Source organism: Cupriavidus sp. 21MJTG02-4 (genome assembly GCF_057798975.1).
Map to the genome: position 1 here is coordinate 79995 of NZ_JBYOJP010000008.1, position 15263 is coordinate 95257.

A 15263-nucleotide genomic window follows, 5' to 3' on the forward strand; every position below is an offset into this window, starting at 1 on the left:
GCTCCTCAAGCCAGGTGCTTGCGAAGTGCATCAGCAAAGAAAAGCTTTGGATCACGAACCAGCTTGGCGAACTTCCGACTCGCATTGCCACGCCCAACTGCCCCGTTCCTGGGCGTGGCCGGTGTCGCTGGCACAGGCGCCGCAGCGACAACTGCCTTAGTCACCCCCACGGCGGCACTCTTTGAGTTACTGGACGTCGCTTTCCCCATATTCGAAATATAGGATCGATAGAAATCGTAGACGGGCGAATTCTTCTTGGCCGGCTCAGTACGCCAGACGAATACGCGTCTTTCCTGGCCCGGCAACCTGAGATGGGTAAAATCAAGATTCGTGGCAACATTTCTCGAAGAATTTTTCTCTGATATTTCTTTGTAATCCGTATCAGCAAATGAATAAAAGTCCTCGACAAGGTAGCGCGTGAAACGCAATACAGCTTCACGAGAAGGGCGCTGAAGCGCGAGCAATGCTGAAAGAGCACTGTCCACATCCCCGACTTGGGTGGAAAGCCCCTCGTGACAATAGAAAGCCCTCCCCATGTTCAGTGTTGGCTTCCCAAAGAGCAGCGATAACAGCCCAACCCCAGAATTAATGACAAGAACCGCATCAGCCGCCGCCAACGCATCATAGACATGAGTGGATGGATCGAGAATGGTTGCCCCGGGAGTCGGAGGCATCTCCGTCTCCAGCGGATGCCTTTTGACCACTATCTTCCAATCCGGCGGAAGCCTCAAGGACATCTGCGACAGAATGAAACAGAAATTCGCGACACTCTCTGCAGGGCCCGCAAAAAACTTTATGACTGAATCTCCGGGCCGCTGCATCGGCACGAAAAGAACCTTCTTGCCCTGTAAATTGTACTTTACGCGGAGATTGTCCGAGCCCACGCGATCGCCATTCTCCTCCAAAGTGCTCTCTGAAGAAATCAGCTCACTAATATAACGCTCGGTTCTTTCTTTTGCCGCAATGGAAATTTCATCATTCCATTTCGATTTCGAGTACGACTCACTGTCAGCGTTGAAGCCGCATGAATCGAAGAACCATGATCGGGGCAAGGCACCGCGGTCAAATACCAGATATGGGATGCCGTTCTCCCGACAGGCAACATAGAGCTCAAGTCGCCGTTCGTTTCCGTACGGAGTCAGGAAAAGCACCCGATCGACCCGGTATTCTCGCAAAAAGGCAAGGAATGAAGTCCCGTCTTCGAAGTCCGTCGGCTCCATGTAGATCACGTCCCCTAAATGCGCAATCGCCATGCGGATACTTTTCATCGGGATGGAGGTCCGACTGGATAGCGCTAACGTACGCACCCCTGATGTCCGGTCGCCCAGTGCCGGCGGAAGCTCCGAGTCACTGTCCAGGGCCTTCGCAAAGCGCTCAAAGAGGGCTCTATTGGCGGCGTTCCGCTTGGAGTACCCGACTACGGGCGGCGTCGGGTGATGCAGGTGGCTGAAGAACACACCCGCCGCCATGTTTTGGCGACCAAACAGAGAAAAGAACGTTCGATAACCCTTGTACTCAAGCGATGCGTATTTATGGTCATGAGAATAATAATCATGAGACCGAATGAACCGCCTCGACTTCCACGCAAGACGATTCATCATCTCAAAATCTTCATATCCATGGCCAAAAAACTCCTGCCGAACCCCGCCCATCGAAAGATAGAACGCTCGACGAACCACAAGCGCAGATGTGGCCGGGGCATACATCTGGATCCGGGCCGAATCAGACTCCACGAAGTACTGCTGAAAACGTGATTTTGCCGCCTCCGAATCCATCCCCACATATTCGTCCGTACCAGCCTCGGTGAGATAGAGGCAGGGAATACATTCGAGGTGATTGAAATACGGTGGAGCGGTCCGCAGATTCTCTAACAGTTGCATATACACAGAAGCTGGCGCGGTCAGGTCTACGTCCTGAAACGAGATGAATTCGGTTTGAGCATACTGAGCCCCAGCATTTCGGCAAGAACCAATCGAGAAAGGTTCGCCATGGCGGTTCAACGCAAGGAACTCCACATCGGTGACAGAACAGCGTTCGGCAAGTTCTTCGGCAATATGAGCGGGAGAACCAAAATCAACAATAAGCCTGCGAAGACCGGCGACGATCGGCTCTTTCCTAATGAATCGAAGCACTCTCTCGTAAAGATAGTCTTCCCGATTTCTGGTGTAGAACGGCGTAATGATGGTCAGCATGATTCTTCACTCTTAATTCAAAGACCCAGAACAACCTTCGCACTAATCGCAATCTGATAAAGAATCTGGAACACATCCTTCGCAAACTGCCGCGTCTTGAAGTCGATCTTCGGCAGAATCATGATCTCGTCGCCAGGGCGCACCGCATCATCCTTCTTGCCGTCCGAAAAGCTGCCGTCCCGATGGGCGATGATGACGCGCGAGGTATCGGCGTTTTGCGAGAACCCGCCGGCCTGCCTGATAAAGTCATCCAGGTCCATGCCCTTTTCATAGGCCACGGCGTTCGGAAAGAGCACTTCCCCGCTGATCAGCACCAACCCGTCCTTAACCGGCACGCGCAGCACATCCCCATTTTCGAGAAGCAAGTCGTTGCGGACCGCGGATTTGGCGACGAGGGTCTGCCCGCTAGGCTCGATCTTCCTGGCGCGCTCCACCCACTGCAGTACCTGCGCCGCTTCTTCCTTGCGCAGCTGGGCTTCCTCGACAGTGCCGGAACGCGCCGTCAGCACACTGGACTCCAGGCTTCTGAGCGTGGTCGCCAGCAACGTCCTCTGCCGCTCCTTGACGCTCTGACGGAACAACTGAATGCTCTCGGCGTCGGATTCCCGCGTGAACTCCACCTGGCTCAGCAGCTGGCCCATGCGGCTACCGTAGGGCAGCACATACTCCTGCGGCCCCGTATGCTCGCCTTCCACACGCACCGTGATCGTCCCTGGCCGCTTGTCCGCCGTGAATTCGATCTCGTCGCCGTCGCACAGGTTGATCTGGTTGCCCTGCGAGATCGGGAAATACTCGATATTCCTGATCGTCCCGGTATTGCGCGTGACGCGCACATTGGTCGCAGCGGGAAGCGGCTTCGCCAGACGCATGATCTGGTCAAACCTGGCTTCTTCACCCGGGAATTCAAAGCGCCTGGCATTCTCCGCAAGCCCGCTGACCTTGATGGTTTTCTTGCGTGACTGAACGAAGATGACGTCCCCGTTGTTCAGTTGCCGTGACGTCAGGTCGCCCTTCAGCAGAAAATCGTAGAGATTCACGATATCCAGCGTCTGGTTTCCTCGCTTGATCGCAACATCAAGGAAGGAGCCGCGGTCGGGATCAATGCCGCCGGCCTGATCCAGGTAGCGCAGCACGCTATCGCTGGAAGTTCCGTCGTACATGCCTGGCCGGCGCACCGCACCCGTCACGTAGACGCGCACGGGTTGCGCCGCCAGCAAGTTGGCATAGATTGACACCTTGCTGGCAAATACCCGGCGCAGTGCATCACCGATCGCCTTCTGCAAACTTCCGTTGGTAGTGCCTTGCACGCGGAAGGGTCCTACCTCGGGCAGGAGGATGTTCCCACCAGCATCGACGGTCAGTACCGTATCAACGTTGTATCCATTCCAGATGCGCAATTGAATGCGATCCCCAACGGAAATCACATGGCTAGGATTGAAAACCGACGCACTGTCGCGGCTGAACGCTCCCGTGAACAGTTGGGCGCCAAAGGCGTCGCTGTCCATGTTCGCCGAGTAATCATTATTCTGCGGCGCAGTGACCGGAAGTGGCTGATCCGTGTGCGCCGGCACGACCGCCGCATTCGCATTGGCAGGAACCGACGAAATGTTGGTAGCTGGGAGGAAATTCCCCTGGGCCGCCTGGACGGCAAAGTCCGGCTGGCTCATAGCCGCAAGCTGCGCGGCACGCATGCTGGACTGAGCCACGGCGCCATGACTGCACGAAAGGCCCATAAGAATGAATAAGGCAAGAAATCGGCGACACATGTTCAGTCTCGGTGATCGCGAATAATGGCGCTTAGCAGTTGCACGAGACCGGCCAGCATTGCGGTCACCAGCACGAACACCACGATGTTGTAGACGCGTCGCGGCTGGAGGGGATACTCCGGCCGAGTCGGGCTCTGCACCACCGCAACATTCTTGAGCTTGCGCGTCGCATCGATACGCGCCTTCTCCAGCGCGCCAAGCGCCGTCTTGTAGATGTCGAAGGCGAACTCCGCCGCCGCCTGCAGGCGGTCATGCTCTTCAACCACCTTGTTCAGCCCCTTACCCTTGCTGGAAACCATGCGTCCGCGCTGCGCTGCGATCTGCCGTTCCACGGCGGCGATCTGTGCGTCCAGTTGCTGGATCGCCGGAGATTGCGGCGTAAATACGTCCGTCAAGGCATTGCGCTTGACGTTCAGCTCAGTCAGCGTGCCCTCGGCATTCGCCACCACCGAAGAAAGGCTTTCCACCTCTGCACGCGGCGATACCAGTCCATTGGCATTCTCGAAAGCCAGTAACGCCTGGCGCGCAGCCTTGAGACGCTCACCCTGCTCGCGCGCCTGCTTTTCAATGTAGACGACCTGCTCGCTTGCGATGCGATGCGTCATCTCGTTCATGAATCGCTCGCCCTCGCTGACCAGTTCGCACGCGATCGCGTGCGCCATCTCCGCCGTGTAGGCTTCGGCACGAATCTGCAGAACGTGCGAGAAGTCGTCGTACTCGACGCTGACGCGCCGCAGGTAATAGTCATGGAAGCGCTCCATCGAGGCATCCTCGAACCACAGCCTGGACAGCGGGTCCCTGTGAGAGTCGGCGTAATGCGACCGCAGAGGGAGTCTGGCTTCGAGCTTCCTGAGCATGTCGACGGACTGCAGGTAGTCCCTTAACAGCAACAGGTCCTGCGGCGCAGTATTGCCCAGCAGCAGTGACGAGAAATCGCTGGCGTTGCTGCCCACACCATCACTGCGCTCCACTACCACGCGAGCTTCGGACACATAAAGATCAGAGGCGACCAAGCCCCAGTAGACAACGGCGGCCATGCATAGCCCCGCCGCGACCCGCCATACAAGGTTCAGCGCACGAAAGCGGCGGAGTCTTGCCGCGCTACCCAACTTCAACGTCTCGATCATGCTGCAATGCTTTCGCTGTATGCACGCAGGGCATCGTCAACCGAATCAAAGAAAGTTGCGTGTCCGTGGTGCAGCCATAGCGCCGACTGACAAAAATTTCGCAGCGTGGATTCACTGTGAGACACCATCACCAACCCTGCCCTGCCGGCCAGATCTTCAAATGCCTTTTGGGACTTTCGCTTGAAGGCCGCATCACCGACTGCAGTCAGTTCGTCGACGAGATAGGTATCGAAATCGAATGCCATCGACATGGCGAAGGCGAGCCTGGAACGCATGCCGGATGAATAGGCTTTCACCGGTTCGTCGAAGGCGTCGTGCAAATCGGAGAACGCTTGCACAAACTCCAGCTTTTCGGCCAGATCGCGATCGACGCCATGGATCCTGCAGACAAACTTGGTGTTCTGCCTGCCACTGAGCGAGCCCTGCAAACCACCGGACAGGCCGAGGGGCCACGACACACGGCAATTTCGGATAATGCGGCCGCTGCTGGGTTGATCGATGCCGCCCACCAGCCTCAGTAGCGTGGATTTTCCTGCGCCATTTGCACCAATCAAGGCGAGCCGGCTGCGCGCGGGAATATTGATCGTCACGCCATGCAGCACCCACTTCGAACCATGGGTGGTGCGATAGCGCTTATGGATATCGCGTATCTCGATCATTGCGAAACCAATCTGGCCGAGAAGCGCAGATGCAGCGCCAGGCCCAGGAACGTTGCCGTCAGGGCACAAAAGCCCAGATAGCCCAGGCTGACATGCTCATCGCCGCGATACGCGGCAAAGTAACCGGCCCGCATGGACTCCAGCCCATGCACGATCGGATTGGCTAGCACGGCATTACGCATGCCAACAGGCAAGCCGGATACCGGGTACATGACGGCGGAGAGAAAATACAGGGGCGTAAAGGTAAGACGGATGAGCTTGCCCGCTTCCGGAAGCAGTGTTCCCACTACGGAGAAGCTGAGCCCGAGGCCCAACCCCAGTGCCCACAACAGGAAAACTGCGCAAGCGACGAGAAGGGGGTTGCTCGGCAGCACATCGATGTGGAACAGCGCCAGGGCCCCGAGCAGCACTGCGCCGACAATCATGCCGAGAAAAGCCTCCAGCGCGGAACGTACCAGCACAGTGTCCACGGGCCTGACCTGGCGATAGGCAAACAGCGCATGATTCGCATTGATGGATTCCATGCAACGACCCGCCACATTGCGCACCAGAAAGAACCCCCACACGCCAACCAGAATGAACACCTCCATGTTTGCATCCGGCCTGGACTGATGCCGGATGACACCCAGCACAACCATCAGGAAAACGATGTGTGTGGCAGGCTCGAGCAAGATCCACAACCAGGCAGCACGCCTTTCCGCAAGCCGGGCGCCCGCCTCCCGCAGGAACAGCGCTTTCCATACCGACACCGCGACGAAGAGGTCGGACCGGACGGCCGTCCGGGTCATTGCCTGTAGCCCGGGCCGTCGAATCCGAAGACGGAGGCCCACCGGCTTGCGCCACAAACATTGCGCGCGTGAACTGCTCCGCGGCTGCAACGGGCACACGCAACGGAATTGCGAAATAGGGTCATGAAGGAAAGCAAACACGCAGTATTGAACAGAAAAGACTAGCGTCGGATCGGCTACGGATCCATGACACGAAGCAAAGATGCAGTGACTGGCAGAGATTAGCGGCGGATCGGCTGCTGCCAGATAGGAGGAATCCGAAACTCTGTGACGACGTGCTTACCGTATCAAATAGGTGCACGCCAACTGGTGTCAGCGCTATGGATTCCCGGCGCGAAGCCGGGTGGATGACATTTCGTCAACCTTGGGCCGTCCCACTTGCCACGGCACGTGCGTGCGCTGGGCGCTGAATTCACCGAAGAGATCGGGCCTAAAGGTTCGACCATGGCAGCCGAGGAAAAGCGCAAGCTCGGCACCTTCACGGAAGACCTGGCCGCTGCATCCCAAACTCGGTTCAGACTGGCTCCAGGGGATCAGGCGGGCGGCGCGCCGCGCGAACGTAGTGGTGTGCAGCCACCCGTATGGCCGCGGACGCGCATCCGCGCTACGAGACGATCCAGAAAGTATTGCGGGCGCTTCGCGCACGCATGAAGTTTTCGGCTGCGCATTGAGCACGGGGGGAAGAATCAAAACCCGGCCGCTGGTTTTCTAATTGGAATGGCGTCGCACCACCATAGGCAAGCTCCCCGTGTTGCGTGCCCCTCGCGAGACGCGAACAAGCTCATGAAAGCTCCTTGAGCGAACCATTCCGATCGTCATAGCAAGCGGACAAACACTCACTCACGAGTGCTTGCATTCGACCTTCTCTTTGTAGTCACCGTTGCTTTTCCACTCGCGCTCGATCATGCAAGGGCCTTCGCGGTACTTCTGCTTCTGCTCATAGCCAGGAGGACCGCCCTTGCATTTGCGCTCCTCCTTGTACTCGCCGTCTCGCTTTTGCTCGCGCTCGACCTTGCAGGGGCCGCTACGGAATTTTTCTTTGTAGTCGGCGCCGTCGGCGCGTGCAACTGGCGAGGCCAGTACGCAAGAGAGGACTAGCGACAGAGCGGCGATTGGGATTCGGGACATGAGGCAGTTGTGTTGCATTGAGAGGGCCAGAATAGCGACACCGACCTCGAACTTCTGTATCAAAGCGTTACGGTAACGCCCCTTCCTGGAACTCTGCGCGCGTGACGGATTCCGGCAACTATCACAAGGAGCTCTTCAACGCAGCAAGAAAAACGTGAAGACTCCGAGTGCGAACAGGATTAAAGCGACCCCGGAGATGCGTTCGAGCCAGGGCAGAGTCCGTGCGAAGCGACGCAGCACTTCCTGGCGGCCGATCAGGACGGCAATCACCACGTCCCATAGCAGCACGACACTGAACATCCACGTGCCGTAGAGCGTCTTCCATCCTGCACTGGCGTGAGGGCCTGTCAGCATCGCCGCCAGGCTGGCATAGAACAGCGCATTCTTCGGGTTGAGGATACCAGAGAGAAAACCCATGCCGGCGGCCCGCCGCCAAGCGTCGAGTGGATGCGTGGGCGGATTGTCCCGGCCTCCGGATGCTGCCATATTGAGGTCATTGCTGCCGGCATAGCGTACAAATAGCACGCCGAGATAGAGTAAATAGGCGCAACCAACCAGCTGCACGACGACGAACAATGTCGTGTCCGGCCGCAACGCGGCGGTGCCAGCAAAGGCAGCGGCGATGAACAACCCATTGGCAATGGCGACCCCCAGGCAGGCGCCGCTCGCGACGCGCCAGCCGGCGGACAAGGACGTTCTGGCGATCAGGAAAAAATCTGGGCCGGGAGAAAGCAGCGCCAGGAAATGCGCTGCGGCGATCATCAGGAACTGCTGCATTTAAGGTACACATACGAGTTTTTTTCGCAGTGTGCCCGGCGCCGCGCGTTCTGTATTGAAGGAAATTGCAGTCGTACCGTTTCCGACGCTAAGCGCCGAAGCATCCCGGTGTGACGCCCGCATACGCCTTGAACACCCGCTGGAAATGCGCTTGATCGGCAAAGCCGAGGTGCTGGGCCACGTCCGAGATGCGGTCTCCACCCCGGATCCGCTCCTTGGCGAGATTGATGCGCTGGTTCAGTTGCCAGGCATGCGGTGTCATGCCGGTGACAGCACGGAAAGCGCGGATCAACTGGTAGCGACTCATGCCAGCCAGCTGCGCCAGTTCGTCCAGAGCAATGCCGGAGGCAGGCGCGAAGTGAAGGCAATCCAGAGCCGGCCGGATTTGCCCGGCCAGGTTCGACGGAACGCCAGGCGCCTCAATGCGCAAGCCCTGCCTTGTGTCGCAGTCGCCGATGAACTCGATCAACGCTGCCTCCTTGTCGCATGGGCGGACCTCGGAGAACAGCAATGCGTTGAGCTGGCAGAAGCGCGCGTAGACCGATGGGTCGGTCACAACCCGTATCGGCTCGGCATCCAACGGACGGACCTGCGCGTACGCCCTCCGGACGTCCAGGAACCAGGCCGCGTCCAGGTGCAGCATCTGGTAGCTCCAGGCGGTGTCGGGAGACGGGTTGCAGGCATGCACGCGTGCCGCAGGCACGAATACGAGCATGCCGGGATGCAGCGCGACCGGACCGTCGGCGGTGCCGGTGAAGACGCTACTGCCTTCATCGACGGCGCCGATGGAAAAGGTCGGATGGTGGTGCGGCTTGTAGCAGGCTCGGCTATGACAGGCGCGGCGGCTCTCGACAAAGGGCAGGGCCGGGTCGCGCCAGAACGCTTGGGTTGGATCCCTGCGCAGCGCCGCACGAAAAGGCGAATGGGCTGACATTCAGTGCGCTTCGGCGTTGATTGAATCGCATTCCAGAAGATGCTCAATGTGCAGATGCTACTCTGCGCCGAAGCTTCACGGCAAGAATTCCGCCGGGTGCCAACGGCGCTTGATAGCGCCAAGGCCGGCAAGATAAAGGCAATGGCGCCGGTGATCTGCACGCATACCTGGAATCGGTTCACGTACAGCGGCGCAGAGACCGCTTGTAAGAGAACGTGCCAGCGAGCGCGGCAGCGGTATGAGAAACATTGCACGGAAGGCGACAAGACACTCGCCCTCAAATGAGACAAAAGGCCTGACAGGTAAAACCTGTCAGGCCTTCTATTTACTGGTCGGGGCGAGAGGATTTGAACCTCCGACCACCTGCACCCCATGCAGGTACGCTACCAGGCTGCGCTACGCCCCGAAGAAAAAGATTATAGCAGACGCATTTCGCGGATGACCAGCGGTTCCACTGAAATTTATGGCCGCCGCGCGATCTGCTGAAGTTGCGCAAGCAGGTGCTGCACCTCGACGAGTTCACTACGCAAATTGGCGATATCCACCGATGGCAGTGCGGTCTCGGCCGCAGCTTGCGCAGGCAATTCCTCTTGCTCCAGACTCGCCTGGTGATGAACATGCCGGCCCTCGTCGAGACGATTGCGCGCACCGTTGATCGTGAAGCCCTGCTCGTACAGCAACTCCCGAATGCGCCGGATCAGCAGGACTTCGTGGTGCTGGTAGTAGCGTCGGTTGCCACGGCGCTTGACTGGCTTGAGCTGGGTGAATTCCTGCTCCCAGTAACGCAGCACGTGCGGTTTGACCGCGCACAGTTCGCTGACCTCGCCAATGGTGAAGTAGCGCTTGGCTGGGATGGGCGGCAGCGCTACGCGCTCGCTGGATTTGTCCGACATGTGTGTTGGTGACAGGCGTCAGGCCATGCCGGCTGATTTGGGTTGGCGCGCCGACCAGCGCGCCATGAAGCATACAGAGGCCCGCTGCGGCAAGCAATCCGCCGTTCGGGTGGTGCCTCCGATCAACCGGGAACGCTCAAACCGGCGCGCTCTTCTACCTGGCTCTTGAGCTTCTGGCTGGCATGAAACGTCACCACGCGACGTGCGGTGATGGGAATCACCTCGCCGGTCTTGGGATTCCGACCGGGTCGCTGCGGCTTGTCGCGCAACTGGAAGTTGCCGAAACCGGACAGCTTGACGCTGTCGCCCTGCTCCAGCGCTTCACGAATAACGTCGAAGAAGGCTTCGACCATGTCCTTCGATTCGCGCTTGTTCAGGCCCACCTGGTCGAACAGCATCTCGGCAAGTTCGGCCTTGGTCAGTGTCGGCACTTCCGTGCCACGGATGTCCGGCATGGAGTCGTCGTCGCGGGAGGAAGGCTGCCGGTCGCTCATCTCGCCCAAAGCTGCTGCGGTCATGGAGTTCGCGTCTCGATCTGTCATGTCGATCGCTCAAGGAATGCTGTCTGGCGATCCGCCCGGGTGCATTGCCCGGGCGCCCTGTCTTGTATGCGTGGTGGCAGGCTGGTGGTCAGCCGCGCAGGCGAGCCTGGAAGGCTTCGCCCAGTGCGTCGACCATGCAGCGCACCGCGCTGTCGACGGTCTCGTCCTGCAGGGTCGACCCAGTATCTTGCAAGGTCACCCGGAACGCAAGGCTTTTCTCGTCGTCGCCAATCGAGGCCGACGCAGCCTTCGGACGGAACTCGTCGAACAGCACAAGGCTCTGGCAGAAGCGGCCATAGCCCTGCTTGTCGAGCGCTGCACGCATGGTGTCCAGCAGGTCCTGCACGCGCACCGACTGCTTCACCACCACGGCCAGGTCACGCACGACGGCCGGGAACTTCGAGATCTCGGTGTAGGCCGGCAGACCGGTTTCACGCAGCGCATCGAGCTGAAGCTCGAACACCACCGGAGCCTGCGTCAGCTCATACTCCTGCAGCCAACGCGGATGCAGTTCGCCGACCACGCCGACCGGCTTGCCATCGACCAGCACGCGCGCTGCACGGCCCGGATGCAAGGCCGGATGCGCGACCGGCTCGAAGCGCGCCACACGCGGATGGAACAATGCTTCCACGTCGCCCTTGATATCGAAGAAATCGACATTGCGCGTGGCGATGCCCCACTGCTCTTCGAACGCCGGTCCATAGGCGATGCCGGCAGCAACCATCGGCTGATGATAGCCGGCAACCGTCAGGCCACCATCCTTCACATCCGCGTCGCGATGGAACACGCGACCGACTTCGAACAGACGCACGCGCGCAGCCTTGCGGTTCAGGTTGTAGCGCACCTTGTCGAGCAGCCCGCCGATCAGCGAGGAACGCATCACCCCTAGCTGGCTGGCGATGGGGTTCAGCAGTCGGATCGGATTGTCGTTGGCCGCGAAGTCGCGCTCCCACTTCTCTTCGACGAAAGCGAAGTTGATGACTTCCTGGTAATCGCGCGCCGCGACCGCGTGCCGCACGACGTGCGTGGAACGACGGCCTTCGTTGGTCGGACGCATTTCGCTTTCCGCGACGGGCGGACGCGCAGGAATGCGCTCGAAGCCGTAGATGCGCGCGACTTCCTCGATCAGGTCTTCCTCGATCTCGATGTCGAAGCGGTAGCTCGGCGGCGTCACCTCGAACACCTCGCCTTCTGCACCCTGCTTACGCGTGAACGGCAATTGCAGGCGCTGGAACACGTCGGCCACCACAGCCGACGACAGTTCGATGCCCAGCACTCGTTCCGCCCGCGCGAGGCGCAGGCTCACGGGCTTGCGCTGCGGCAGGTTGACGACATGGTCATCGACCGGGCCGGCCTGGCCGCCGCAGATCTCGAGGATCAGCGCGGTGATGCGTTCGATATGCTCGACCGTCGTGGCATAGTCCACGCCGCGCTCGAAGCGATGCGCCGCATCGGTCGAGAAGTTGTAGCGGCGCGCGCGACCCTGAATGGCCGACGGCCACCAGAATGCAGCTTCCAGGTAGATGTTGGTCGTGTCCAGCGTCACGGCGGTGCTGTCGCCACCCATGATGCCGGCCAGGCTCTCGATCTCCCCAGCGCCACCCATGTCAGCAATCACGCCGACCTGCTCGTCCACCTCGATGGTGTTGCCGTTCAGCAGCTTGATCTGCTCGCCCTTGCGGCCCCAGCGCACGTCGAGTCCGCCGTGGATCTTGTCCAGGTCGAACACGTGCGACGGGCGGCCCAGTTCGAGCATGACGAAGTTGGAGATATCCACCAGCGCCGAGATGCTGCGCTGGCCCGAACGCTCCAGACGCTGCACCATCCATCCCGGCGTGGCGGCGTGGGCGTTCACGCCGCGAATCACGCGGCCCGAGAAGCGGCCGCACAGATCCGGCGCCGACACCTTCACCGGCAGCTTGTCATCGATGGTCACCGCGACCGGCTTCATGTCCGGCAGCGTCAACGCCGCGCCGGTTAGCGCCGCGACTTCGCGCGCCACGCCGTGGATCGACAGGCAATCGGCCTTGTTCGGGGTCAGCTTGATGACGAAGACCTGGTCGTCCAGGTCGAGGTATTCGCGGATGTTCTGGCCGACCGGCGCGTCTTCCGGCAGCACCAGCAGGCCGCCGTGTTCTTCCGACAGCTTCAGCTCGCGCGCGGAACACAGCATGCCGTAGCTTTCCACGCCACGCAGCTTGCCCACCTTGATTTCGAACGGCTTGCCATCGGGCTCAGCCGGAGGCAGCACGGCGCCGACCATCGCGCACGGCACCTTGATGCCGGGCTTGACGTTGGGGGCGCCGCAAACGATCTGCAGCGTCTCGCCGGTACCGACATCGACCACGCATACGTTAAGGCGGTCGGCGTTGGGATGGCGCTCGGTCGACAGCACGTGCCCGACCACGACCTTGTTGAACGGGGGCGCGACCGGGCCGACCTCTTCCACTTCGAGCCCGGCCATGGTCAGGCAGTGCGACAGCGCGTCGGTGGAAATCTTTTCAGGGTTGGCGAAGGTGCGAAGCCAGGATTCCGAGAATTGCATGGCGCTTCTGATCCGGTAAGTATTCTGTGATGTCTTTGACGAAGGGCTGGGCGGCGCTGCGTGTCAGGCGAACTGGCGCAGGAAGCGCACGTCGCCTTCGAAGAACAGGCGCAGGTCGTTGATGCCATAGCGCAGCATCGTCAGGCGCTCCAGGCCCGAGCCAAAGGCGAAGCCGATATAGCGCTCCGGATCCAGGCCCATATTGCGCAGCACGTTCGGATGCACCTGGCCGGAGCCGGAGATCTCCAGCCATTTGCCGTTGCCGAATGCCATGTCGATCTCGGCCGACGGTTCGGTGAACGGGAAATAAGACGGGCGGAAACGCACCTGGATATCGTCGCGCTCGAAGAACTTGCGCAGGAAATCGGTGTACACGCCCTTCAGGTCCGCGAAGCTCACGTCCTCGCCAATCCACAGGCCTTCGACCTGGTTGAACATCGGCGAGTGCGTGGCATCGCTGTCGACGCGGTAGGTGCGGCCGGGGCAGATTACCTTGATCGGCGGCATCGGCTTGCCCGCGTACTTCTCGACATGCATCTTCGCATAGCGCACCTGCATCGGGCTGGTGTGCGTACGCAGCAGCAGGAGCTTGTCGTCGCTGTCGCGGCCGTCGATATAGAACGTGTCCTGCATCGAACGCGCCGGATGGTTGTCCGGGTTGTTCAGCGCGGTGAAGTTCATCCAGTCGGTTTCGATCTCGGGGCCATCGGCCACGTCGAACCCGATCGAGCCGAAGATCTGTTCCACGCGCTCCCACGTGCGCATGACCGGGTGCAGGCTGCCGCGGCTGACGGCACGGCCCGGCAGGGTCACGTCGATCGCTTCGGCGGACAGGCGCGCGTTCATCAGCGCGTCGGCCAAGGCCTGGCGGCGCGCCGTCAGTGCGGCTTCGACTTGCTGCTTCACCTGGTTGATGCGCGCGCCTTCGCTCTTGCGCGTTTCCGGGTCGAGCTTGCCGAGGCCCTTGAGCAGCTCGGTCAGCGCGCCGGTCTTGCCGAGGAACCTGGCTTTCTCGTTTTCGAGCGTGGCGTTGTCGTTGGCGGCGGCGAAAGCGGCCTGGGCGTCGGCGACGATTTGATCCAGATCCTGGGACATGGCGGTCGTGGAAATAGCTTGGCGCCGTGACACGACGTCTGTCGCGGCGCAGGTTGGAGTTCGTTTCGAATGGCGTTTCGGCACTGCCCGTGCGGGGCGTTGGCACAATCGGGACAATCGCCGAAGCGGCATTCGAAAATGAAAACGGGGCCCCGTGAGAGCCCCGTTTCAGCAGACCTTGCGGTCGGTGCTTGCCCGGCAACCCTTACGGGTTGCCGCAGCCGGCATCAGGCAACGGTGGCTTTCACCTGGTTGACGATGGCAGCAAAGGCAGGCTTGTCGTGAATAGCCATGTCCGACAGCACCTTGCGGTCCAGTTCAATCGAGGCCTTCTTCAGGCCGTTCATGAACACGCTGTAGGTCATGCCATGCTCACGCGTCGCGGCATTGATACGCGCAATCCAGAGCGCGCGGAACACGCGCTTCTTGTTGCGGCGATCGCGGTACGCGTACTGGCCAGCACGCATGACCGCCTGCTTGGCGATACGGTAGACATTATTGCGACGGCCGCGGTAACCCTTGGCAGCGTCGATGACTTTCTTGTGGCGGGCCCGTGCAGTAACCCCACGCTTAACTCGAGGCATTGAATACTCCTTTCGCTGTCGTTAGAGGTTATGCGTACGGCATCATTGCGCGCACCGACTTGACGTCCGACTCATGGACGTCCAGGGTGCCACGCAGGTGACGCTTGTTCTTGGTGGTCTTCTTGGTCAGGATGTGACGCTTGAAGGCCTGGCCGCGCTTGAACGAACCGTTCGGACGGGCAGTAAAGCGCTTGGACGCGCTTTTCTTCGTCTTCATCTTCGGCATGAAAAAC

The 15263-nt window shown here is 60.1% G+C and carries 14 protein-coding genes and 1 tRNA gene; all 15 read right to left on the reverse strand.

Annotated features, from left to right (window positions below):
• Positions 1–5: 5 nt before the first annotated feature.
• Positions 6–2192: a capsular polysaccharide export protein, LipB/KpsS family gene (locus AC3FKH_RS17445; protein ID WP_488677118.1), complete on the reverse strand. Its 2187-nt coding sequence runs from the start codon at positions 2190–2192 to the stop codon at positions 6–8.
• Between the two features lie 17 nt (positions 2193–2209).
• The gene (locus AC3FKH_RS17450) at positions 2210–3883 is read right to left on the reverse strand and encodes a polysaccharide biosynthesis/export family protein (RefSeq protein ID WP_488677119.1); all 1674 of its coding nucleotides are present in this window, start codon (positions 3881–3883) and stop codon (positions 2210–2212) included.
• 77 nt (positions 3884–3960) lie between these two features.
• A complete protein-coding gene (locus AC3FKH_RS17455) occupies positions 3961–5085 on the reverse strand; it encodes a KpsE/RkpR family capsule polysaccharide export protein (protein ID WP_488677120.1) in 1125 nt (374 codons plus the stop codon).
• Complete coding sequence (locus tag AC3FKH_RS17460; protein WP_488677121.1) at positions 5082–5744, reverse strand: ABC transporter ATP-binding protein; 663 nt, start codon at positions 5742–5744, stop codon at positions 5082–5084. The genes AC3FKH_RS17455 and AC3FKH_RS17460 overlap by 4 nt, the downstream gene beginning before the upstream one ends.
• Positions 5741–6532: an ABC transporter permease gene (locus AC3FKH_RS17465; RefSeq protein ID WP_488677122.1), complete on the reverse strand. Its 792-nt coding sequence runs from the start codon at positions 6530–6532 to the stop codon at positions 5741–5743. Before AC3FKH_RS17465 ends, AC3FKH_RS17460 begins: the two co-directional genes overlap by 4 nt.
• An 840-nt stretch (positions 6533–7372) precedes the next feature.
• A complete protein-coding gene (locus AC3FKH_RS17470; protein ID WP_488677123.1) occupies positions 7373–7660 on the reverse strand; it encodes a hypothetical protein in 288 nt (95 codons plus the stop codon).
• Between the two features lie 135 nt (positions 7661–7795).
• Positions 7796–8437, reverse strand: coding sequence for a LysE family translocator (locus AC3FKH_RS17475; protein ID WP_488677124.1), 642 nt, complete (start codon positions 8435–8437; stop codon positions 7796–7798).
• A gap of 88 nt (positions 8438–8525) precedes the next feature.
• Positions 8526–9371: a helix-turn-helix transcriptional regulator gene (locus tag AC3FKH_RS17480; RefSeq protein ID WP_488677125.1), complete on the reverse strand. Its 846-nt coding sequence runs from the start codon at positions 9369–9371 to the stop codon at positions 8526–8528.
• A 329-nt stretch (positions 9372–9700) separates the two neighbouring features.
• Positions 9701–9777 (reverse strand) — tRNA-Pro (locus AC3FKH_RS17485).
• Positions 9778–9832: 55 nt separating this feature from the next.
• Positions 9833–10264 (reverse strand): MerR family transcriptional regulator, encoded by a 432-nt coding sequence (locus tag AC3FKH_RS17490; RefSeq protein ID WP_488677126.1) that lies wholly within the window; start codon positions 10262–10264, stop codon positions 9833–9835.
• Between the two features lie 122 nt (positions 10265–10386).
• Entirely contained in the window at positions 10387–10806 is a 420-nt protein-coding gene (locus tag AC3FKH_RS17495; RefSeq protein ID WP_488677127.1) for an integration host factor subunit alpha, read from the reverse strand.
• 88 nt (positions 10807–10894) lie between these two features.
• Positions 10895–13351 (reverse strand): phenylalanine--tRNA ligase subunit beta, encoded by a 2457-nt coding sequence (gene pheT / locus AC3FKH_RS17500; RefSeq protein WP_488677128.1) that lies wholly within the window; start codon positions 13349–13351, stop codon positions 10895–10897.
• Positions 13352–13414: 63 nt separating this feature from the next.
• The gene (pheS, locus tag AC3FKH_RS17505) at positions 13415–14446 is read right to left on the reverse strand and encodes a phenylalanine--tRNA ligase subunit alpha (protein ID WP_211950268.1); all 1032 of its coding nucleotides are present in this window, start codon (positions 14444–14446) and stop codon (positions 13415–13417) included.
• Between the two features lie 227 nt (positions 14447–14673).
• Positions 14674–15030: a 50S ribosomal protein L20 gene (gene rplT, locus AC3FKH_RS17510; protein ID WP_008650487.1), complete on the reverse strand. Its 357-nt coding sequence runs from the start codon at positions 15028–15030 to the stop codon at positions 14674–14676.
• Positions 15031–15058: 28 nt separating this feature from the next.
• Positions 15059–15256: a 50S ribosomal protein L35 gene (rpmI, locus tag AC3FKH_RS17515; RefSeq protein WP_483711122.1), complete on the reverse strand. Its 198-nt coding sequence runs from the start codon at positions 15254–15256 to the stop codon at positions 15059–15061.
• Positions 15257–15263 lie beyond the last annotated feature (7 nt).

Excerpts from the sequence above, each read along its gene's own strand:
- AC3FKH_RS17445 (WP_488677118.1), bottom strand. The coding sequence starts at position 2,192 with ATGCTGACCATCATTACGCCGTTCTACACCAGAAATCGGGAAGACTAT.
- AC3FKH_RS17450 (WP_488677119.1), bottom strand. The coding sequence starts at position 3,883 with ATGCGTGCCGCGCAGCTTGCGGCTATGAGCCAGCCGGACTTTGCCGTC.
- AC3FKH_RS17455 (WP_488677120.1), bottom strand. The coding sequence starts at position 5,085 with ATGATCGAGACGTTGAAGTTGGGTAGCGCGGCAAGACTCCGCCGCTTT.
- AC3FKH_RS17460 (WP_488677121.1), bottom strand. The coding sequence starts at position 5,744 with ATGATCGAGATACGCGATATCCATAAGCGCTATCGCACCACCCATGGT.
- AC3FKH_RS17465 (WP_488677122.1), bottom strand. The coding sequence starts at position 6,532 with ATGACCCGGACGGCCGTCCGGTCCGACCTCTTCGTCGCGGTGTCGGTA.
- AC3FKH_RS17470 (WP_488677123.1), bottom strand. The coding sequence starts at position 7,660 with ATGTCCCGAATCCCAATCGCCGCTCTGTCGCTAGTCCTCTCTTGCGTA.
- AC3FKH_RS17475 (WP_488677124.1), bottom strand. The coding sequence starts at position 8,437 with ATGCAGCAGTTCCTGATGATCGCCGCAGCGCATTTCCTGGCGCTGCTT.
- AC3FKH_RS17480 (WP_488677125.1), bottom strand. The coding sequence starts at position 9,371 with ATGTCAGCCCATTCGCCTTTTCGTGCGGCGCTGCGCAGGGATCCAACC.
- AC3FKH_RS17490 (WP_488677126.1), bottom strand. The coding sequence starts at position 10,264 with ATGTCGGACAAATCCAGCGAGCGCGTAGCGCTGCCGCCCATCCCAGCC.
- AC3FKH_RS17495 (WP_488677127.1), bottom strand. The coding sequence starts at position 10,806 with ATGACAGATCGAGACGCGAACTCCATGACCGCAGCAGCTTTGGGCGAG.
- pheT (WP_488677128.1), bottom strand. The coding sequence starts at position 13,351 with ATGCAATTCTCGGAATCCTGGCTTCGCACCTTCGCCAACCCTGAAAAG.
- pheS (WP_211950268.1), bottom strand. The coding sequence starts at position 14,446 with ATGTCCCAGGATCTGGATCAAATCGTCGCCGACGCCCAGGCCGCTTTC.
- rplT (WP_008650487.1), bottom strand. The coding sequence starts at position 15,030 with ATGCCTCGAGTTAAGCGTGGGGTTACTGCACGGGCCCGCCACAAGAAA.
- rpmI (WP_483711122.1), bottom strand. The coding sequence starts at position 15,256 with ATGCCGAAGATGAAGACGAAGAAAAGCGCGTCCAAGCGCTTTACTGCC.